The following is a 21685-nucleotide window of genomic DNA, read 5'->3' as shown; positions in this document are numbered from 1 at the left end:
TGTCGCGGTGCAATAACCTGGGTGGAATGAGCCGGTTCTCCTCGATCGACGTCACGCGTCTGCGCTGGTTCGTGGCGGTTGCGGAAGAGTTGCACTTCGCGCGGGCCGCGCGCGCCCTCGGCATCTCCCGCCAGCGACTGAGCGGAACGGTCATCGAATTGGAGGCCGAACTCGGGACCAAGCTCTTCGTTCCGGGCGCGCAGCCGACCGAGCTCAGCGCCGACGGCGAGGAACTGCTGACAGCGGCGCGGGAGATCCTCGCGAATGTCGTCGAGCCCGAACCCGTTGCGGCGCAGGGTGAACGGCTGCGCGTCGGTTTCGTGCCGGGCGTGACGGTCACCAAATGGGATCGCATCTGGCGCGAGCGCTTTCCGGACATCCCCGCCGAGATGATCCCGGTGCCCATGCGCGAGCAGGAGGCGGCGCTGCGCGCGGGCGCCGTGGACATGTGCTTCGTCCGGCTGCCCATCGACCGCGAGGGCCTGGACGTCATCCCGCTCTATCGCGAGGTGCCGGTGGTGGTCGTGCCCAAGGATCATCCGCTCTCCGTTTTCGAGCAGATCGGCCTGGCCGACCTGGCCGACGAGCGCATGCAGGACGCCGACGACCTGGACGAGGCGGCCATGACCATGGATCTGGTGGCCGCGGTCAGCGGCGCCGCGATCGTCCCGCATTCGATCGCGCGCCTGCACACCCGCAAGGACCTGGTCTACCGGACCGTCATGGGTGTGCCCGAGACCGAGATCGCTCTGGCCTGGCCGGCCGCGGCGACCACCGAACTGGTGGAGGAGTTCGTCGGCGTGGTGCGCGGCCGTTCCGCGCAGAGTTCGCGATCCCCGTCGGGTCAGCGCAAGCCCGCGCGAGCGCAGCAGTCGGCCAAGGCGCGCTCGGGCGGTGCGAAGAAGGCCGTCGGCAAGAAGCCGCAGCCGGGCGGCGCGAAGGCGAAAAGCGCTGGGGCGCAGAAGAAACAGGGTAAGAAGCGCGGCCGTTAGCCGCGGGTGGGGCTCGGAGCCCGCCTCCTCGTGCGTCGAGGGGGCGGGCTCTCGTCGTCTCGGGGGCTCGACTCCGGGAAAGTTCAGGGTCGACTGAGGGTTGCGCTATACGTATACGTCTACTTATAGTGTTTTCAGGCGAGGGGGAACCCTGGCACCAACTCCATCCGGAAGCCCCGTGGCGCAAGGGGAATCGAGCTGGGTGCCGTGTCGTACAAGCATGCCTATATGCGCATCCACGCACCAGAATCGTCAACCAATAGTTGACTATTCACATCCAGTCAACCTATGGTTGACGCACCGAATCCGGGAGCAACCCATGGACATCGATATGCAGAAAACCGCCGGCGAACCCACCCCCGGCACCGTCGTCACGCAGGCCGAGCCGGAGGGCCTGCGCACCATCGAACTGCGCGTCGGCCACGGCGGCGGGCGCCGGCAAACCTTCGTCGGCCGCGACATCGCCGAATCGCACCGCGTCACCAAGGTGGGCGCCGAGGCGATCCGGGTGTACCTCAGCAAGAAGGGCAAGCTCGTGGTGCACCGCCACCACATCGAGTGGGCCGAGTTCACCGCCGTCACCCGGCGCGCGTTCCGCGACAAGAAGACCGAGTTCACCACCGCCCGCGAGACCTCCGGTCAGGCGGATCTGGCCGCGATCACGCACTGGGCCAAAGGTTTCCGGGACTGGCGCGACATGCTCGGTCTCGGTGACGATGGGTACGGCGACTTCACCGTCGACATCGTGGACGAGCCGGACCGGCTGCGGGATCTGGTACCGGAGAAGGTCTTTCGCATCGTCGTCGACGTGCTCGAGAACCCCGCCGCCCAAGTACTCGACATCTGAATCCGCCGAAACAATCGAATAGTACGGCCGAACCTCGAAGGGATCGCTTCGCATGTTCTCCCGACTCGGACGCCTCGTCGTCGCGCAACCGTGGGCGGTGATCGGCGTCTGGCTGATCGCCATCGTCGCGGTGGCGGGGCTGGCTCCGAAGCTGACCGCGACCACCGACCAAGCCGACTTCCTGCCCTCGCACTACGAATCCATCCGGGCGATGGAGTTGCAGGAGAAGGCATTTCCCAACAGCGCCACCCCGGCCGCCCTCATCGTTTTCGCCCGGGCCGACGGCGCACCGCTCACCGAGACCGATGCCGCGTCCGTGGCCGCCATCGCCGGCGCGCTCGGCGAACGCAAGGTCGAGGACGTCACCACCGTGCAGGCCACGCCGCCCTCGCAGAATCGCCTGGTGCAGGTGGTCGCGGTCGGCATGACCAAGATCTCGAGTCCGGAGGACACCCGGCAGAGCGACGCCGTCAAGGATCTGCGCACCGCGCTGCGGGAGCAGGTCGAGGGCACGGACCTGAAGGCCGGCATCACCGGTTCGGCCGCCCAGGGCCTGGATCAGCAGGAGTCGAGCGAGAAGGGCATGGCCATCATCGCCATCGCCACCATCGTGCTGATTCTGGTGCTGCTGCTGGTCATCTTCCGCAGTCCGGTCATCGCGCTGCTGCCCATCGTGGTCATCTTCGGCATCTCGTCGATGGTCGGCGGACTGCTCGCGATCGTGAGCAAGGCCTTCGACCTGAAGATCGACAGTTCGGTGCAGTCGCTGCTGATCGTCGTGCTCTTCGGCGTCGGCACCGACTACATCCTGTTCCTGATGTTCCGCTACCGCGAACGACTCCGGGCCGGTGAGGATCCCAAGACGGCGATGATCAGCTCGGTGACCCGGGTCGGCGAGGCCATCACCTCGGCGGCCGCGGCGGTCATCATCGCCTTCGGCGCGCTGACGCTGTCCACGCTCGGCATGTTCCGGTCGATGGGCCTGGCGCTGGCCATCGCGGTGGCGGTCGCGCTGCTGGCGGGGCTCACCCTGATCCCGGCGATCGTCTCGCTGCTCGGCACCAAGGTGTTCTGGCCGTCGAAGGCGTGGCAGCACGAGCCCGTGGGCGCGCGTTTCGACGCCATCGGGAATTCGCTGGGCCGGCGGCCCGGGCTGTACGCGGTCGCCTCCGGCGGAGTGCTGGTGCTGTTGGGCGTCTTCGCCTTCGGCTTCAACCCGACCTTCGACCTGTCCTCGGGTTCGACGTCGAGCGCGTCCGAATCCACGGTCTACGGTGAAGAACTCCTCAAGGGCATGCCCGCGGGCAGCACCCAGCCCTCGCAGGTCTATCTCCAGGCGGACCAGGGCGCGCTGGGCGCGGATCAACTCGGCGCGTATCGCACCGCGCTGGCCGCGGTGCCGGGTGTCGGCCAGGTCGGCGAGCCGGTGCTCTCGGCGGACAAGGGCGTGGCCGAGTATCAGGTGACGCTCACGGACGCACCGGAATCCGATGCCGCGGCCGACACGATGAAGGGCGTGCTGCGGGACACCGCGCACGACGCGGCGCCCGCGGGCACCACAGCCGTGGTCGGCGGCATGACCTCGATCTACGTGGACTTCCAGGCGGCCATGAACCGGGACTACCGGGTGGTCTTCCCGGTGGCGGCGGTGCTCATCATGATCGTGCTCGGGTTGTTGCTGCGCAGTCTCGTCGCGCCCTGGTATTTGATGGCCTCGGTGTTTCTCGGCTTCGCGGCCACGCTGGGCGCCGCGGTGCTGGTGTTCCAGCACCTGCAGGGTGATTCGGGCCTGATCTTCACGCTGCCGATCATCATGTACCTGTTCGTGGTCGCGCTCGGCACCGACTACAACATCCTCATGGTGGCGCGCCTGCGGGAGGAGGCCCGCGAGGGGCACGACCCGCATCGGGCGGCGGCGCTGGCGTTCAAGCACGCCGGCCCGACGGTGGCCGCGGCCGGTGTCATCCTCGCGGGCACGTTCGCCTCGATGATGCTGGCGGGCAACAACGTGCTCTCGCAGATGGGGTTCGCCATCTCGGTCGGCATCACCATCGCGGCGTTCGTCATGGCGATGTTCTTCACCCCGGCGGTGACCGCGCTCATCGGCCGCGCCGCCTGGTGGCCCGGGCACGATGGTGACGCCCGGCCGAACACGGCGACGGTGACCCTGGGCAAGCGGGAGCAGGACGCCGCGCACCGGTAGCTCGCGCCGCGAGATCCCGTCATCGGGCCCGCTTCCTTCGGGAGGCGGGCCCGATTTCCGCGCCCGTGACCACGTATCCGGCCAGGTCACACGTGTTTGACAGGAACTTGTTTCAGTTTTTCGGGCAAAGTGCCCCATAGTGAACTGGACAACCGATACAGTTCGCCGACCGCACACAACGCGGGCAGGCATCGAGGAGTGACATGAAGCAGTCCGTGACCACGCGCATGGCCCGGCGCGCCGGCGTCGGGGCGACCGCCCTGGCCGCGCTCGGCTGTTCGGTGGCGATGGCCGCCCCCTACGCGGGCGCCGTTCCCACCGGCATCTCGGTCAACGCCGACAAGATCTACGCGGCCTGCACCTACGAGATCACGGCCACCTACGACCACTGGTTCGAGGCGTGGTTCTACGACAACGGCCTGGTCATCGCCGGTAGCCCGGTGAAGCCGTCCGGCGGCAAGGCCACGATCCAGTGGACACCCAAGAAGGCCGGCACGCACACCATCTCGACCCTGCAGGGTTCGGCGTGGGAGTTGAAGGTGAACGTGCTGCAGCCGACCCTGACCGGCAGCGCCACCTGCGGTGCGAGCCCGCTGGGCTTCCTGGGTTCCTGACCCCCAGACCCGGTTCGGTGTGGCCCGACCACGCCGAACCGTCCCGGGCCAGGCTGACGCCATTCCTCTGTTCCCTAGTCAGCCTGGCCCTCCCCGTTTCCGGGGTCGCTCAGCTCAGGGTCGTGTGCCAGACCAGGGCCGCGGCCAGCGCGCCCGCGCCGTTCACCGACCAGTGCAGGGCGATGGGCGCGAGCAGGCTGCCGCTGCGCCGGCGCAGCCAGGTGAAGACCGCGCCCGCGGCCGCGGTGGCGATCACCGCCAGCGCGATACCGGCGATCTGGCCGGCGACGCCGCCACCCAGGAATCCGCTCAGCCCCTTGTTGCCGCTGGTCAGCCCGAGCGACGACGCGATGTGCCAGAGCCCGAAAAGCATTGAGCCGGCCGCGAATACGCCGCGCGCCCCGTAGGCGCGATCGAGGGTGCCGTGCAGGACGCCGCGGAAGGCGAGCTCTTCCGGGATGGCCGTCTGCAGTGGAATGACGATCATCGACGCGATGAGCGCGCCGGAGATGGTGGCGTAGCGATCGGCCAGGAAGAACGGCCGCGTCACCGGCAGGATCGCGCCGATGGCGACGACCGTGAGCACGAGCCCGACCGCGCCGAGGGCCCAGAGCGAGCCCTGCCGCCAGTGTCGCGGGGAGAGTCCGAGTTCGGACCAGGCCAGTCCGCGACGCCGGACCATCGCCAGCAGCACTACCGCGGCAATCGGAACCGAGACGATGCTGGCCCAGGGGGTCGTGAAGTGCGCGATGAGATTCGTGCAGGTCAGGACGACGACAACGACCGCCACATCGATGTAGGCGTGCATGCGATGGCGGGGCTGTTCGGTCGGGGCCGGTAGGACAGCGACCGCACCGTTATCGTTCTGAGACATCTCGGCCAGTGTACGTAGCAATTCTGAGCGCGCACTTCGAATGTGGGTAATACCGCTCGGTTCGCTCGAATCAGCCGGTCGCGGCCGGCCCGTTCCAGCCCGCGAAGTCGTCCCAGGCCTGCAGGGTGCGGCCGGTTTCGAAGCGGCGCGGGGCGCCGGTCAGCGGATCGGTGAATTCGAGTGCGCAGGCGAGCAACTGGAGTGGGCGGGTGTAGTCGTCCACGGGTTTGTCGGTGAGCTCGGGGTAGAAGTCGTCGCCCAGGATCGGGATACCCAGGCCGTTCATGTGCAATCGGAGCTGATGGGTGCGCCCGGTCGCGGGCGACAGGCGATACCGGCCGAGTCCGTCGCGCTGATCGAGCAGCTCGATCCGGGTCTCGGCGTTGGGCTCGCCGGGCTCCTCGTACGCCTTGAGCACCTGCCGCTCCTTGACGATGCGGCTCACCACCGTGCGGGGCAGGTCGAGGGTGGGATCGAACCGGGCGATGGCCTCGTACTCCTTGCGGACCACCCGCCGGTGGAACATGGTCTGGTACGCGCCGCGCGCGGCCGGGTCGACGATGAACATGACCAGTCCGGCGGTGACCCGGTCGAGCCGGTGCGCCGGCACCAGATCCGGCAGCTCGAGGTCGCGGCGCAGCCGCACCAGCGCGGTCTGCAGGATGTGCTGCCCGCGCGGGATGGTGGACAGGAAGTGCGGCTTGTCGATGACGAGCAGCCGCTCGTCCCGGTGCACGATGCCGATCTCGAACGGCACCTCGGCCTCGTCGGGCAGGTCCCGGTGGAACCACACCGCGCCGCCGGGCACGTAGGCCGCGTCCGGCGCGATGGGCCCGTCGAGGTCGACGATGCCGCCGCTGCGCAGCAGTTCGTCGATGCGCGCCGGGTCCACGCGCGGCAGGCGTTCCACGAGGTGGTCGCGGATGGTCGTCCACGTTCCGTCCTCGGGCAGCCGCAGCCGCGCGGGGTCCAACCCGTGCCGCTTGGGTAGCGGCGGCTGCTGCCTGCGTCTCACCGATAGGACCCTAGTGGGGTCAGTACCCGCGCAGTTTGTCGGGAGTGATGCGGACCAGCGTGTTGTATTCGGCGAAGAACGCCTCGGCGGTGAAGTTCAGGCTCGCGAGCCCGCCGGTGTACTTCTCGGTGTAGTCGGCGATCTCCGCGGCGGTGGCGGGCTCGGTCGCGATGTGCGCGTCGCCGACGAAGATGGCGAAGTCGCCGCCGTCGAAGGTGGAGTTGAAGTTCAGTGAGACGCGCGGCTGCCGGGCGATGTTGCGCAGCTTGGCCTGTCCGGGCTTGCTGAAGAGCAGGAATTCGGTTCCGTTCCACAGGAACCAGACCGGGTTGGGCTGCGGGGTGCCGTCGGCCCCGGTCGTGGTGAGCCAGATGACATTGTCGCGTTGCAGGCGCGCGGCGACCCGTGCGCCGAAATCGGTGGAGGCGTCGATGAGCGGTGCGTGAGTGGTCATATCAGGCGACAACGCGCCTGCCGGGGCGGCGATTCCGGATCGCCGATGCCGATTCTTTACTGGCGCATCCCGAACGTGGCCCCACAAAATAAGGTAAGCCTATGCAACTATAGCCGGAGCGGTGGTTACCCACTGTGGACAACAGTGGGCAACCGTGACAGGCGGGAGAACCGGTGGACACAGTTCTGGTGGTCGGGGCGGGTCCGAAAGCCCTTGCCGTAGCGGCGAAGTCGCAGGTGTTACGAAAGCTCGGATTGCCCGCGCCACGCGTCGTGGTGGTGGAATCGCATGCGGTGGGCGGAAACTGGCTGCCCAGCGGCGGCTGGACCGACGGACAGCATCGGCTCGGCACGAGCCCGGAGAAGGATGTCGGGTTCCCGTACCACTCGACGTGGGCGCGCGGGCGCAATCGCGAGATCGACGCGGCCATGCGGGATTTCAGCTGGAACGCCTTTCTGATCGAACACGGCACCTACGCCGAGTGGATCGATCGCGGCCGGCCCGCGCCCCAGCATCACGTCTGGGCCAAGTACCTGCAGTGGGTGGGCCGCGGGACGGACATGGAACTGATCGCGGGCAGCGTCACCGGCATCGCCGCGGCGGCGGACGGCTGGCTGGTCACGGTCACCGACGCCGACGGCGGCAACAGTGAAATCGATTGTGACGCGGTCATGATCACCGGCCCGGGCCGCAGCGATCGGGCCTTCAGCGCGCATCCGAAGGTGCTGAGCATCGCGCGCTTCTGGGATCTGGCCGGACGGCGGCAGCTGCCCCCGTCCTCGCGGGCGGCGGTGATCGGCGGCGGCGAGACGGCGGGCTCGGCGCTGGACGAGCTGGTGCGGCACGAAATGCTCACGGTCTCGGTGATTTCGCCGAACGCGACCCTGTACACCCGGGGCGAGAGCTTCTTCGAGAACTCGCTGTTCAGCGATCCCACGAAGTGGGGCACGCTCGGCGCCGACGAGCGTCGCGACGTGATCCGCCGGACCGACCGCGGGGTGTTCTCGGTGCGCGTGCAGGAAACGCTGCTGGGCGACAACCGGGTTCATCATCTGCAGGGCAGGGTGACCGCGATGTCCGATCAGGACGGGCAGGTCGCGCTGACCCTGGCCAACGATCGGCGTTCGGATCAGGTGCATGCCTTCGATCTGGTGGTCGATGCCATCGGCGGGCAACCGCTGTGGTTCCTCGATCTGTTCGACGCGACCGCGACGGATCTGCTCGAGCTGGCGGTGGGCGGGCCGCTCACGCAGGCGCGCATCGAGAACGCGATCGGCTACGACCTGGCCGTATCCGGGCTGGGCGCGAAACTGTATCTACCGAATCTGGCGGCGTTGGCACAGGGCCCCGGGTTCCCGAATCTCAGTTGCCTGGGCGAACTTTCGGATCGGGTGTTGATGCCGGAGCCGGTGCGGCGCCGAGCCGGGGCGCGCAAGCGGGCCGGGCTGCACAGCTAGCCGTGTGAGCGGTGTTCGGATGTGGTCGAGCGACGCCCGCGTTCTCGGCTTCCCGGGCATCGGCGAATATCCCGCTACGCCCGGTCGGCAGGGCAGAGACGGCCTGCCGTCGGTGAATTGCGCTGGTAATCGGGTCTTTCCGTCTACCACGCTACGAAAGTTTCTGTGGCAGTGCGTGTCCCGAGCGATACGTGCGAATCGTGTGCGAGAAGCCGGATTCGGCCGAACTCTGCCCAAATCAGATAAGGATAGCCTATGCTAATACTCGGTGCTGTGCACTGTCCGGACGCCGGGGGCGGGTACACCAATGATGCCGCGAGCGGTCGTATTCCGCACGGCGCGAACCGCCATCCCGGGCTGAGGGGCCGAACGAGGGGCCGGATCCCATGTCAGACACCGACGCCGCCGGGCGGGCGGACCTGTCCGCCGCCGAACGCCGCCGGGCGCCGCTGCACCCCGGCCCGCCCGAGCCAGGGTTTACCGCGGTGAGCCCGGCCGGAGCCGGGGTGCGCGGGACAGTGGTGGAGCCGCGACCGCTGTCGGCCGGGCAGCGCCGGATGTGGTTCCTGCAGACCCGCGATCCGCTCGATACGACCCTGAACATCTGTGTCGCCTACCGGCTTTCGGGCGATCTCGACGAACTCCGGCTGCACGCCGCGTTCACCGCGGTCTATGCCCGGCACGACATCCTGCGCACCACCTACGACGTCGACGCCGACGGCGAGCCCTTCCAGGTCCGCGCCCACACCGCCGAGGTGCCCTGGAAATACCAGGATCTCACCGAGCTGCCCGAGACCGGCCGCGCCGTCCGGGTGGAGGTGCTGGCGCGCCGGGAGTTCGCCCGCGCCTTCGACCTGTCCGTCGACGCGCCGTTGCGGGTGAGCCTGCTGCGCACCGGCGTTCGCGAGCACGTCCTACTGCTGTCCGCGCACCACATCTGCTGGGACGACGACTCGTGGGGCGTGCTGTTCGCCGACCTGAACTCCGCCTACCGAGGCGCCGAGAAAGATCCGCTCCCAGCTCAATTCGTCGATCTCGAGGTCTTCGACGCGCCCGCCCCGGATCCCGTGGACATCGACTACTGGCGTACCGCGCTGCGGCACATCCCCGAACCCCTGGAATTGCCCGGCACCGCCCTGCACACCCCCGGTCGGGATGCCGCCCGCTGTACCGTTCCGCTGCCCGCCGGTCTGCTCGACCGGCTGGACGACTTCGCGCGCGCCCACGCGGTGAGCCCCTTCACGGTGCTGCTCGCCACCTACGCCGCCCTGATCGAGCGCTACACCGCGGCAAGCGATTTCCTCATCGCCATCCCGGCCACCGAACGCCGTTCCGCCGCGGCCTCGAACCTGATCGGCTATTTCGGCAACACCCTGCTCATCCGCGAAACCATCCACGCCGGAGCGTCTTTCACCGAGGTGGTGGCGGCCACGGCGCAGACCTGCCTGGCGGCTTTCGCCCGCCGGGGCGTCGGCATCGACCGGGTGGTGCGCGAGGTGAATCCCGAGCGCACCGGTGGTCGCGACGGCATGGATCACCTGGTGCGGCTGGGGTTCAGCGTGCGCCGGGGCATCGGCGGCTTCGACCTGGACGGCATCGAGGCGACCCGGCTCGACGAGCCGGGCGCACCGACCGCGCAGGTGCCGCTGGCGCTGGCCGTGGTGACCGCCGCGCCGGGCGCGGGTGTCGCGCCCGCGGCCGTGCTGACGGCCGAGTATCAGGTCGACGTCCTCTCCTGCGCGCTGGTGCGGCGCATGCTCGAACACTTCGTCCACTTCCTGGACAGTGCCCTGACCACACCGGATCGCCGCATCCGCACCCTCGACATGCTCGGCCCGGATGCCGCCGCCGAACTCCTGGACCTCTCGCGCGGCCCGTCCGTTCCCGTCGCCCCCACCACGATGGTCGCGCTCTTCGAACGGTCGGTGGTCGCGACCCCGCACGCGACGGCCGTGGTCTCGGACACCGAGCGCCTCACCTACGCCGAGCTCGCCACCCGCGTGCATCGCTTGGCGCACCGGCTCGTTCGCGAGGGACTCGGCCCCGAGGACATCGTGGGTCTGCGCATGAGCATGTCGGTCGAATTCATCGTGGCGCTGTTCGCGGTCCTCGAGGCCGGCGCGGCCTACCTGCCCATCGATCCGGCGTATCCGCCGGCCCGTATCGAACAGCTGATCGCGGATGCCCGCCCCCGCCTGGTGCTCGACCCCGATACCTTCGCGGTCGCCGAAGCCGAAGCCGCCGGTCTGCCCGCGACCGCGCCCACCGACGCCGACCGTGTGCGCCCGCTGCGCCCCTCGCACCTGGCGTACGTCATCTACACCTCCGGCTCCACCGGCCGGCCCAAGGGCGTCCCGGTCGAGCACGCGGCGATCGCCGAGCACGTCACCGGTTTCGTGGCCGAATGGGGGATGACCGCGCGGGACCGGCTGCTGCAGTCCTCCTCGGTGAGCTTCGACGCCTCGCTCCTGGACATCTTCGTCACCCTGGTGCTCGGCGCGCAGCTCGTCGTCCCCAAACCCGATGCCTTCCGCGACATTCGCTACCTCGCCGATCTCATCGCCCGCCACCGCGTGACGGTGCTGCACCTGATCCCCTCCATGCTGAGCACGCTGCTGCTGTTGCCCGAGGTGAGCGAATGGCGTGCCCTGCGCCAGGTTCCGGTGGGCGGCGAGGCGCTGTCCGGCGAGGTCGCCGACCGGTTCGCCACCGTCTTCGACGCGGAACTGCGGAACCACTACGGCCCCACCGAGGCCGTGGTCTGCGCGACCCACATGCCGGTCGAGGGCCCGCAGGGCACGGGCATCGTGCCCATCGGCGTGCCGAACCAGAACGTGCACGCCTATGTCCTGGACGCGGCGCTCGGTCTGGTGCCCGCCGGTGTCGTGGGCGAAATCTATCTGGGGGGTGCGCAATTGGCGCGCGGCTACCTGGGCCGTCCCGGCGCCACCGCCGAGCGATTCGTCGCCGACCCGTTCACCCCGGGCGCGCGCCTGTACCGCACCGGGGATCTGGCCCGCCGCAACGAGTTCGGCGAGATCGAGTTCGTGGGCCGGGCCGACGAGCAGGTCAAGGTCCGCGGCTACCGCATCGAACCGGGCGAGGTCGAAGCCGCGCTGACCTCGCATCCCACGGTCGGGCACTGCGTGGTGACGGTGATCCGGGATCCGGCCGACGGACCGTCGCTCGCGGCCTACCTGGTCCCCGCGGCCGGGCGGGTCGTCTCGGTCGACGCGGTCCTCGCCCACGCCGCGACCGTGCTCCCGGACTACATGCTGCCCACCGCCTTCGCGGTCATCGACGAGATTCCGCTGACGGTCAACGGCAAGCTCGACCGGCGGGCGCTGCCCGCACCGGTGACCGCCGCCGCCCACCGTTCGCACCGCGCCCCGGCCACCGCCACCGAGCGCCGGGTGTGCGAGATCTACGGTCAGCTCTTCGAACGCCGGGGCGTCGGCGCGGACGACTCGTTCTTCGATCTGGGTGGTCATTCGCTGCTGGCGGCCCGGCTGGTCGCGCGGATTCGCGCGGAGTTCGGCGTGGAGTTCGAGGTCCGGGTCATCTTCGACGCGCCGACTGTCGCCGAACTGGCGGCCCTGCTGGTCGCGCACTTCCGTACCGAGTTCGACATCGATCTCGACGCCGCGGCGGCGCGCGACGGCGCCGCCGCGGCGATCCCGAGGCCGACCGGCACACCGAACACCGGAACCTCGGCGTGCGCGCCCTGAGCGCCGCACGCTGACAGACCCCGGGTCGCCGCCACCGGCTGGGGCGGCGGCGACCCGGGCCTGGACGCTCAGTGCGTGATGAGCTGCCAGTCGTCGGGCAGATGCGACGCCGTCACCCGATCGCCCTCCACCGCCAGGTCGATCAGCGCGCCGCCGAGCCGCAGATCGGTGAGCTCGATCCGCCCCCAGCGCGCGGGCAGATGCGGCAGCACCGTCAGCGAGCGGCGCGGCACGTCCGGATCCAACCCGAGGAACGAGCGCACCAGCAGCAGCGGCGCGGCGCTGGCCCATGCCTGCGGGGAGCAGGAGGTGGGATAGGGCACCGGCGCGGCGAACTTGGAACGCGGGAAACCGCAGAACAATTCGGGCAGCCGGCCGCCGAACGCGGCCGCCGCGTCCCACAGTCCGTCGGCCAGTCGGGTGGCCAGGTCGATGGCTCCCGGGATGTGCCGGTACTTCAGCAGCCCGGCGACCCCGATCGCGGTGTCGTGCGGCCACACCGACCCGTTGTGATAGCTCATCGGGTTGTACGCGCCCATCCGGGAAGACAGTGTGCGCAGGCCGAATCCGCTGTCCATGTCCCCGGCGGCGAGCCGCTCGATCACAATGGCCGCGTGCTCGTCCGAGACGATGCCGGACCACAGACAGTGCCCGATATTGCTGGTGAGCGCGTCCAGCCGGCGTTTGTTGCCGTCCAGGGCCACGGCGAACCAGCCCTTCTCGGGCAGCCAGAACGCCTCGGCGAACTTGGTGCGCAACTCCGCGGCCCGATCCCGTAGGTGTCCGGATGTGGTTGTGTCACCGAACTCCTCGGCCAGATCCGCGCGCGCCAGCAGGGCGGCGTACACGTAACCCTGCACCTCGCACAGCGCGATCGGCGGTTCGGGCAGGTGACCGAGCACGTCGTTGATGCCGTCGAAACTGTCCTTCCAGCCCTGGTTGATCAGGCCCCGGTCGGTGGCGCGCCGATACTCCACGAAGCCGTCGCCGTCCCGATCGCCGTAGTCGGCGATCCAGGCCAGGGCCGCGTCGGCGGCGGGCAGCAGCGCGCGCACCGCCTCCACGTCCGCGCCCCATCGTCGAGCCTGCGCCAGCAGCATGACGAAAAGCGGTGTCGCGTCGATGGTTCCGTAGTAGGTCTCGCCGCCGAGCACCTGCCCGCTGGCCGGCCCGCGCCGCATCTCGTGCATGATGCGCCCGGGCTGCTCCTCGGTGAGCGGATCCTGTTTCGTCCCTTGCATTTCCGCGAGCTGCTGCATGGTGCCCACCGCGAGTCCGACGTCCAGCGGCAGCGCCATCCACGCGGTCAGCAGCGAATCGCGGCCGAACAGCGTCATGAACCACGGCGCGCCCGCGGCCACGAAGGGCCGCCCGCCGCGGGTCTCGTCGTGGATCTGCAGTGCGCCCAAATCGCTTTCGGTGCGGCGCAACACCCGGGCCAGATGTGGATCGGAGGCGGTGACGTTGGTGGCGGTATCGCGCCACGCCGCGATCTTGCGACTGGGCTCGCTGAGTTCGTACTGCTCACCCGTGCGCGGCGGCGAGTGCACCGACTGGCCGCCGTGCGTCGGCTGGGCCAGGATCTCGGTCTGCCAGCTCCCACCGGCCGGGACCACCACCCGCCACGACAGCGAACCGGGCAGCACCACCGGGGTTTCCGAGGACGAGACCGCCAGCCCGCGGGTCCGGTCCGCGCGATCGTTCAGCAGCAACTCCACGTCGGCGACCATGATCTCGGCCCGCGCGCTGGCGGTGCGGCCCTCCTTGACCGCGAACAGGTCGACGAAGTCGGCGTCGATGTGCAATTGCAGGTCCAGGGCGGTGGTTTCGCGCCCCAGGTTCTCCACCGTGATCGTTTCCCGGAGCCCGTCGGCGACCAGGCGCTCCCGGACCACCAGCACGGTGCTGTCGGCGGCGCCGGCCCGCGGGGGCCGGCGCAGTATGAACCGGGCGGTGAAGGCCTCCGGGTTCAGCACCGAGAGTGGTTCGGGCCGTTGCCCGTCCAGGCGCAACTCCCAGCGGGAGAGCACCCGGGCGTCGCGGTAGAACAGGCCGTACGGGGTGCCCGGTTCCACGTCGCCGAGCCGGTCCGATAGACAGAAGGTGCTGCTCTCCACCAGGGTTACCGCACCGCTGAGTCCGCCCAGCGCCGAGGGTTCACCGGTGTTCAGAGCGGCCGGGGCCTCTCCGTTCATAAGAGCCTTCCTGTGTCGTGTCCACGCCCGGCCCGGGTGGCGTCACCGATTCGGCGGCATGGATTGTGGTGCGGCATCGGCGGATCGGGCGTGCACGACGGGGATCCGGTTGCCGCGGTGGTGGTCACGGGCGCGCAGCACGCGGTGATAGATCTCCTCGTACCCCCGGCCCAGGGTGTCCGCCCCGAAGTGCGCGGCCACGTGATCGCGCATGGCCCGCGGATCGTAGGTCCGCACTTCCTTGATGGCGGTGGGGAGTTCGCTCGGATCGTCGCAGACGCGCCCCGTGACGCCGTCCACGATGACCTCGGCGACCGCGCCTCCGCGCAGGGCGACCACGGGCGTGCCGCAGACCATCGCCTCGATCATGACCATGCCGAACGGTTCCTCCCAGCGGACCGGGAACAGCAGGCAACTCGCCCCGGCCAGCAGTGTGCGTTTGGCGGCGGCGTCGGCCATTCCGAACATGCGATCGCGTTCGGTGAGCAATGGCCTTACCGCACTGTCGAAATACCTCATCTCGGGCGGTTCGGCGCACTTTCCGGCGAGGATCAGCGGGATGTCGGCGGCGTGCGCGGCCTCCAGTGCCAGATGCGGCGCCTTCTCCTCGGTGAACCGGCCCAGGAACAGAGCGTAGTCCTGTTTCTCGGGCTGGAAGGGCCAATCCGGGACACGGAGCGCATTGTGCACGCGTCCAACCCAATTCAGGTCCGGCGCCAGCACGCGCTGTCGATCGCTGATGGCCACCAGGTGCGCGTCCGAGCCGAGCGCGCGATAGTACGGGTACGGATCACCGGTGACCGGACCGTGGACGGTCACCACGGTCGGCAGCCCGAGCGCGCCGTAGGCGGGCATGTTCAGCGGTCCGGCGAAGGTGTGGTCGTGCACCAGGTCCAAGCCCTCCAGCAGCGCGAGTTCCTCGATGGCGTGCCGAACCTTCAACGCGTGCAGCACTTCCGGGAAGGGATTGCCCAGGCCGTCCGATTGGATCTCGTCCCACAGCGAGACCAGCCTGCCGCGGGTGCCGTTCACGCCCGCGCCGAACAGCGTCACCCGGTGCCCGCGATCGCTGAGCGCGTCGACCAGATCGGCGACCACCGCTTCCACGCCGCCGTACGCCTTGGGTGGTATGTCGAAATACGGTGGGACCACCATGGCGATGCGGAGCTGTTCCCTGTCGGGGAGCGGGAATTCGAATGCGGCAGTTGCCGGGCCGGGCGTCACGTACTCCGTGCGCATAGCCCCTCCTTCCAGAACGCGAGCGTCGACGCCCGGTGTGCGCGGGGCATCGAGACAGGTGATCGTGGTCCGGGAAGACGGCGCGACGACTACAGCACCATTGGTGGGGTCGTCACCGTCGGTCGTTCACGGTGAGACCAGGATCGAAAGGTCCGCCGGTTCGCGTCGTCGCGACGGGCGGCCACTGAGTGATTTCCACAATATCGCCGGAGATCACACATTTCGGGCAGATCGTAATGTTCCGCCGTTTATTCGGAGAAAGTTCAGGCGGCGAAGTCGACGGGATCGCTCGGGTCGTCCAGGTCGAATTCGGAAACATGTGCGGCATTGGTAGATTCGGCCACGTCGAAGACGAGCCAGCCGTCGGCGTTCCAGTGACCGCGCGCACCGGTCGGGTAGATTCGGCCATCGGGGGCAAAGGGATCCGCGAGTGCGGCGATGCCGGAATCGGCCGCCAGCGCCGCGCCGCCGAGGTACACGTCCCCGGTCACGCCCGGCCCGACCAGGCCCAGCGCCGCGTCGAGCACCAGCACCCGCGCGCCCGGAATGGGGCGCAGCCGTCCGGTGCCGTCCAGCGGGCCGCGCGCGGCGACACCCGCGTATTCCGGTGCGGTGTACGCGAACCCGGCCACCGATCCCGGCGCGATGGAGCCGAGCAGGCCGGAAAGAATTGCCGGGCAGCCGGTTCCGGTGATGTCCCAGCGCCGCACGGTCGGCAGCGCCGGCGCGGGGCGGTCGGCGAGCGCGGCCAGGGTGTGCGCCTCGGCCACCACGTGGGTGGCGGCGCAGGTCGAGATGAGTTCGGCCAGGGCGATCGGATCGTTGCGCTGGGCGGCGGTCGCCAGCACGAGGGTGGCGCCGTCGGCGAGTGCCGCCAGCAGTTCCACCGCGGCGTCGGCGCAATCCCAGGTCGTGGCGAACAGGCGTACGTCGGCCGAACCGTAGGCGGGATCCACCCGCACCGAACGACAGTCCGCGACCACGGCCCGCCGATCGTCGGCGGCGGCGGCCAGCGCGGCGGGGGTCAGCGTGATGCCGGGGGAGTCGAGGATCAGCGGCGAGTCGGTGGCGGCGGCGTCCGCGATATCGCGGAACAGCCGGGCCAGGCCGTCGAGCGAGGGGCCCGCGCTGCCGAGCGCGCTGCCGTCGAGGCAGCCATACAACTCGGCGTAGGTCAGGATGTGCCCGCCGTAGCGGACCGCGGTGCGCACCATGGGTACCCGGCGGCCGGAGTCGATCAGCTTCGTCACCGGCGGCACGTCGTAGAGCTCGACGCCGTTGGCCCACTCGTCCACGAGCCGGTGCCGCTGGACAGCGGTCAGCGCCGGCACCACTTGCTCCATCGCAATCACCCTCGGGACAAATATCTTGATCAACAACTGCACAACGACTGCGCAACTACTTATGCAACCCTAACCTAACGGTTGTGGAACACGATAGGCACACCTAACGAGAATCGAACCGGCAACATGCCGCCGTATCCGGATTGATAATTAGGCTAGGCTCACCTCCGGCTCTCCCGTGCGGGATTGAGCTTTTCTACTAGGAGAGGTCCATCGATGAAGTCGGTCCGCAGTTCACGCGGTTGGACGCGGGCGGCCGTCGCCGCCCTCGCCGGCGCACTCACCCTCGGATTGGCCGCCTGCGGTAGCGGGTCGGACGAAGCCGGTGGCGGTGGCGAACCCGTCACCATCGCCCACGCCCAGGGCGAGACCACCATCAACGGTGTTCCCGAGCGCGTCGTCACCCTCGGCAACCAGTGGCTCGATTCCGCCCAGGTGCTCGGCGTGCAGCCGGTCGGCTACATCGACAACGTGGCCGTGATCGGCAAGGGCGTCACCCCCTGGGAGCCGGAGTCGCTGAAGCAGGCCAAGGCCCTGGACACCACCGGCAACGTGGTCGAGCAGGTCGCGGCGCTGGCCCCGGACCTCATCCTGGTCGACGCGTTCCTCGCCGACGCCAAGATGTACGGCGATCTGTCCAAGGTCGCCCCGACCATCCCGAGCCTGTCCAAGGACGCCGTCGGCGCCTGGCCGGATCAGGTGCGCGCCCTCGGCAAGGTGCTGCACAAGGACGAGGCCGCGGAGAAGGTCGTCACCGATCTCAACGCGCGCATCGAGGCCATCGGCAAGAAGAACCCGACCCTGGCCGGTAAGACCTTCGTCAGCAGCTGGCTCGCGAGCCCGGCGCAGCTGATGGTGCTCACCGATGCCAAGGATCCCTCCGCCGCGCTGTTCACCCAGCAGGGCATGACCGTTCCGGCCGGGCTCGCCGCCCAGGGCGGCACCGGCGGTCGCCTGTCGCTCTCGCCCGAGCGCCTCGACGAGCTGAACGCCGATCTCGTGCTGGCCGGCTACTCGCCCGGCATGGACGAGAAGTGGAAGCAGCTCCCGGGTTACAACGAGCTGCCGTCGGTGAAGAAGAACTCCCTGGTCTTCCTGACCGTGCAGGAGATCACCGCGGTGAACCAGCCGACCCCGCTGTCCCTGCCCTACGTGCTGGACAAGCTGGAGCCCGCCTTCGCGAACGCCGCCAAGTAGGCGCCGCCCGCGTAAGGTTCGACGCCATCGCTTGACGGACTGCAGTTCTGTCGATACCGCTCGAACACACCCGCAACGCGCTGTGTGCAGGCGCCACCCGACTTCCGATCCCGGGTGGCGCCCTGTCGTTTGAATCCGCCGTGCCGGGCCAAGTTCACCGGCCTGATCGCGATGCAGCGCCGAGCCCTCGAGACCCTCGGGGCTCCCGCGATGGTGCGCGAACTCTCCGGCGGCCCACCCTCTTCCGAGGTCACCGCCCTGCTCGGTCACCTCGCCGCCGACGGTCCTCGTAGCTCACGCGCTACTTCGTGCTTTACATCCAACGAGTTTGTCTATGCTGGCCAGAGCGGCAATGCGGAGGAAGCTGCCACGCTGCTGGCTAGATACCTGTCTAGCTCGATACGCATCGGGACACTCGCCAGGCCGAGGAGGAGCTGTGAGCGCCGCACTCGATTTCAACTCGGCATTCGGCCACGGCCCCTACACTGCTGACGACCTGCACAATGGCCCGGACGAGGGTAAGGGCTTCGAGCTGTGGAACGGGTGGCTGATCGAGAAGATGTCGCCGTCTGGGCGTCACAATCGAGTGAGTCGGGGGCTGCGGCAGCTCTTCATCGGCGCCGCACAGCGTGCCGGCGCCGAGGTCTTCGTCGACGGCGGCGAATACGAGTTCCAGCTGCCCGTGGGTATCCGCAAGCCCGACGTCTTCATCCTCGACCGAGCAGCCGAGCGTGCGGCGGTGGAAGCCGACGACGTGTACTTCGATCCGGCCGACCTGTTCCTCGTCGCCGAGGTCGTCTCCCGTCGCAGCGGGAGCGAGGTGCACGACCGCAAGGTCAAGCGTGACGAGTACGCGGCGGTGGGCATCCCGCACTACTGGATCGTCGACTTCCGCCCCGAACTTCGCATCGAAGCCCTGGACCTCGTTCGCGGCGCCTACGGCAACAGTCGGGTTGTGACAGGCGACGAACTCCTCACGGTCCATCGGCCTTTCGACATTTCCATCACTCCGAACGCCCTGCTGAACCTCGGTCTCTAACCATGTCGTACGTGGCTGGGAACATCGGGGCATGAAGGTAGTCGGGGATGATGTTCGGGCGGCGGCGCTGGCGCTGCCGCAGGTTCGGGAACTGTTCGAGTGGGAGATGCCGACGTTCCGGGTGGCGAAGAAGCTCTTTCTGACGCTGCCGGACGGGGAGACGTCGATGGCCGTCAAATGTCCCATCGCCGAGCGGAACGAGCTGGTGCTGGCCGAGCCGAAGAAGTTCTGGGTCGCCGCGCACGAGGCGGGCGGGGCATGGGTCCGGGTCCGGCTCGAAGCGCTGGACGACCTCGACGAACTGGCGGCCATCGTGCTCGATTCCTGGCGGCAGGCCGCCGCGCCGAAGCTGCTGGAGGAACTCGCCGAACGGTGAGAACGCGATACGGCACCCGAGCCGCGGCCCGGGTGCCGTCGATCCGCCGGGCAGTCGCCTAGAGCGCGACGCGCTTGTCCGGCGCCAGGAACAGTTTGTCGCTCTCCACCACCCCGAAGGTGGTGTAGAACTCGGGCAGGTTCCGCACGATCTGGTTGCAGCGGAACTCGTTGGGGGAGTGGGTGTCGGTGAGCAGCTCCGCGGTGATCTCGGGGGTCTGGACCTGCCGCCAGCCGCGCGCGTACGACAGGAACAGATCCCGGAAATCGGGATCGGCGTTGCCGTCACGCTGCTCGGCCACCCGGTAGGCGGCCAGCGCGATCTGCAATCCGCGCAGATCGGCCAGGTTCTCACCGAGCGTCAGCTTGCCGTCGACGTGCTCGGGCGGTTCCAGCCCCTCGGGCACCAGCACGTTGTACTGGTCCACCAGCTTCTGCGCGGTCGCGTCGAACGCCGCGCGGTCGGCCGCGGTCCACCAGTCCCGCAGATTGCCGTCGCCGTCGTACTTGGAACCCTGATCGTCGAAGCCGTGCCCGATCTCGTGCCCGATCGTGGTGCCGATCCCGCCGTAATTCACCGCGCGCGTGGCATGCACATCGAAATTGGGCGACTGCAAATACGCTGCGGGGAAAGCGATTTCATTGTTCGGCGGCGAATAGTAGGCATTCACCGTCTGCGGGCTCATGCCCCATTCGTCCTTGTCGACGGGCTTGCCGAGCCGATCGTTGGCCCGGCGGGATTCGAAGGCCGACATAGCGAGCATGGATTCGACGAGTTTGCCCCGGGTGATGGTGAGCTTGGAGTAGTCCTCCCACTTGTCCGGGTATCCGATCTTGACCCGCATCTTGTCCAGCTTGGCCAGCGCGGCGTCCTTGGTGGCCTGGGTCATCCACGTCGAGTTCCGGAAGTCCTCGCGGTAGGCGGCGAACAGATCGTCCACCATCCGCTTGATCTCGTCCTTGGCCTCGGGCGGGAAGTGCTTCTCCACGTACAGCTTTCCGAGCTGCTCGCCGAGCATGTCGTTGACCGCGGACACCCCGTACTTCCAGCGCTCGGGCCGCTCCTGCTGCCCGGCCATGACGGTGCCGAAGAAATCGAAGTTGGCGTCGTTGATCCGCTGCGGCAGGTACTTCGCGAAGCCGCGCACCAGCGAGATCTTCAAATACTCACGCCAGACCGCGATGTCGACCTCGCTCCACAGTCGCGCCGCCGCCGGAATGTACGACGGCTGCCCGACCACGATGTCCGCGAACAGCTCCTTGGGCCGGTCGGAGTTGCCCAGCAGCCACGGCTCCCAGTCGAAACCCTTACCCAGCTCGGTCAATTGGGTCCAGGTCATGCGGTTGTACGTGGCGTTGGCATCGCGCATGCGCACGCGATCCCAGTGCTCGGCCGCGATCCGGGTCTCGAGGTCGAACACCCGCTGCGCGATGCCGGCCGCGTCCGCGAAACCCGCTCCGGCCGCGATCTTCTCGAGGTAGACCCGGTAGGCCGCGCGCTTCTCCGCGTGCTCGGGCTTGCTGTAGTAGTCCTGCTCCAGCCCGATCCCGGACTGCCAGACCGAGGGAATGTAGCTGTCGGAATCCTTGCGATCGATGCCGATGCTCAGCGAGACCAGCCCGCCCAGCGGCAATTCCCCCATGACCCTGGCCAATTCGGGCTTGCCCGGCGCCTTGTCGATCTTCTCGAACAACCCCTGCAGCGGCGTCATGCCGAGCTGTTCGATGGTGTCCCAGTCCACGCGCGCGTCGTACAGGTCGCGAATCTGCTGCGCCTCGGACCCCGGCTCCGGGTCGGAGATGCCGTCGATGATGGCCCGCAACTGATCCTGGGTGCGTTCGGCGATCTCCCCGGTGGTGCCGTACGCGACCTTGTCCGGCGGCAGCTTGTACTCGCGCAGCCACTTACCGTTGACATGCCGGTACAGATCGTCCTGCGCCCGCACCGCCGTATCGGCCCCGGACAGATCCGGCCCCGTCAGCGCGCGCGGCGCCTCGTCCTTCGAACACGAAGCGAGCGCGGCCGCGGCCGGAACCAGCCCCAGGGCGATGAGAAAAGCACGGCGGTCGATCCGCGCCGGACCCGACGAACTCACGTGTGGAACCCTCCCGG

General features: G+C 68.7%; 15 protein-coding genes and 1 pseudogene. 9 read left to right on the top strand and 7 right to left on the bottom strand.

Going from position 1 to position 21685, the window contains the following annotated elements; translation table 11 throughout:
- The first annotated feature begins 26 nt into the window (after positions 1 to 26).
- From ACWIGI_RS31270 to ACWIGI_RS31255, 4 genes are all read left to right on the top strand, one after another.
- Complete coding sequence (locus ACWIGI_RS31270; RefSeq protein ID WP_454206392.1) at positions 27 to 992, top strand: LysR family transcriptional regulator; 966 nt, start codon at positions 27 to 29, stop codon at positions 990 to 992.
- A gap of 319 nt (positions 993 to 1311) precedes the next feature.
- Positions 1312 to 1839, top strand: a complete 528-nt coding sequence (locus ACWIGI_RS31265; protein ID WP_454206390.1) for an EXLDI protein — start codon at positions 1312 to 1314, stop codon at positions 1837 to 1839.
- A 52-nt stretch (positions 1840 to 1891) separates the two neighbouring features.
- A complete protein-coding gene (locus ACWIGI_RS31260; RefSeq protein WP_454206388.1) occupies positions 1892 to 4042 on the top strand; it encodes an MMPL family transporter in 2151 nt (716 codons plus the stop codon).
- 203 nt (positions 4043 to 4245) lie between these two features.
- A complete protein-coding gene (locus ACWIGI_RS31255; protein WP_454206386.1) occupies positions 4246 to 4656 on the top strand; it encodes a hypothetical protein in 411 nt (136 codons plus the stop codon).
- 109 nt (positions 4657 to 4765) lie between these two features.
- Here ACWIGI_RS31255 and ACWIGI_RS31250 read toward each other — a convergent pair whose 3' ends face one another.
- The 3 genes from ACWIGI_RS31250 to ACWIGI_RS31240 form a co-directional block, all read right to left on the bottom strand.
- Complete coding sequence (locus ACWIGI_RS31250; protein ID WP_454206439.1) at positions 4766 to 5464, bottom strand: CPBP family intramembrane glutamic endopeptidase; 699 nt, start codon at positions 5462 to 5464, stop codon at positions 4766 to 4768.
- 136 nt (positions 5465 to 5600) lie between these two features.
- Positions 5601 to 6545: an RluA family pseudouridine synthase gene (locus ACWIGI_RS31245; protein ID WP_454206384.1), complete on the bottom strand. Its 945-nt coding sequence runs from the start codon at positions 6543 to 6545 to the stop codon at positions 5601 to 5603.
- Between the two features lie 19 nt (positions 6546 to 6564).
- Complete coding sequence (locus ACWIGI_RS31240; RefSeq protein ID WP_454206382.1) at positions 6565 to 6999, bottom strand: TIGR03667 family PPOX class F420-dependent oxidoreductase; 435 nt, start codon at positions 6997 to 6999, stop codon at positions 6565 to 6567.
- A gap of 173 nt (positions 7000 to 7172) precedes the next feature.
- Between ACWIGI_RS31240 and ACWIGI_RS31235 the strand changes: the two genes are divergently transcribed.
- Complete coding sequence (locus tag ACWIGI_RS31235; RefSeq protein ID WP_454206380.1) at positions 7173 to 8456, top strand: SidA/IucD/PvdA family monooxygenase; 1284 nt, start codon at positions 7173 to 7175, stop codon at positions 8454 to 8456.
- 386 nt (positions 8457 to 8842) lie between these two features.
- A pseudogene (locus ACWIGI_RS31230) lies at positions 8843 to 12097 on the top strand (non-ribosomal peptide synthetase); the annotation flags it as partial.
- A 155-nt stretch (positions 12098 to 12252) separates the two neighbouring features.
- Here ACWIGI_RS31230 and ACWIGI_RS31225 read toward each other — a convergent pair.
- The 3 genes from ACWIGI_RS31225 to ACWIGI_RS31215 all read right to left on the bottom strand — a co-directional run bounded on the left by ACWIGI_RS31225 (position 12253) and on the right by ACWIGI_RS31215 (position 16961).
- Positions 12253 to 14379, bottom strand: a complete 2127-nt coding sequence (locus ACWIGI_RS31225) for an amylo-alpha-1,6-glucosidase (protein WP_454206378.1) — start codon at positions 14377 to 14379, stop codon at positions 12253 to 12255.
- A 42-nt stretch (positions 14380 to 14421) separates the two neighbouring features.
- Positions 14422 to 15534, bottom strand: a complete 1113-nt coding sequence (locus tag ACWIGI_RS31220; protein WP_454206437.1) for a glycosyltransferase family 4 protein — start codon at positions 15532 to 15534, stop codon at positions 14422 to 14424.
- Between the two features lie 347 nt (positions 15535 to 15881).
- Entirely contained in the window at positions 15882 to 16961 is a 1080-nt protein-coding gene (locus ACWIGI_RS31215) for an AMP-binding protein (protein WP_454206376.1), read from the bottom strand.
- Between the two features lie 216 nt (positions 16962 to 17177).
- On the opposite strand from ACWIGI_RS31215, the gene ACWIGI_RS31210 reads away from it, so the two are divergent.
- The 3 genes from ACWIGI_RS31210 (at position 17178) to ACWIGI_RS31200 (ending at position 19573) form a co-directional block, all read left to right on the top strand.
- Positions 17178 to 18158 (top strand): ABC transporter substrate-binding protein, encoded by a 981-nt coding sequence (locus tag ACWIGI_RS31210; RefSeq protein WP_454206374.1) that lies wholly within the window; start codon positions 17178 to 17180, stop codon positions 18156 to 18158.
- A gap of 436 nt (positions 18159 to 18594) precedes the next feature.
- Positions 18595 to 19197: a Uma2 family endonuclease gene (locus ACWIGI_RS31205; RefSeq protein ID WP_454206372.1), complete on the top strand. Its 603-nt coding sequence runs from the start codon at positions 18595 to 18597 to the stop codon at positions 19195 to 19197.
- A 31-nt stretch (positions 19198 to 19228) separates the two neighbouring features.
- On the top strand, positions 19229 to 19573 hold the full coding sequence (locus ACWIGI_RS31200; protein WP_454206370.1) for an MmcQ/YjbR family DNA-binding protein: 345 nt from the start codon (positions 19229 to 19231) through the stop codon (positions 19571 to 19573).
- Positions 19574 to 19631: 58 nt separating this feature from the next.
- Here the strand turns inward: ACWIGI_RS31200 and ACWIGI_RS31195 are convergent, their stop codons facing one another.
- Positions 19632 to 21668, bottom strand: coding sequence for a M13 family metallopeptidase (locus ACWIGI_RS31195; protein WP_454206368.1), 2037 nt, complete (start codon positions 21666 to 21668; stop codon positions 19632 to 19634).
- Between the last annotated feature and the right edge of the window lie 17 nt (positions 21669 to 21685).

The sequence above is a fragment of the Nocardia sp. NPDC055321 genome, assembly GCF_053645575.1.
This window is presented reverse-complemented; position numbering and strand designations above follow the sequence as displayed.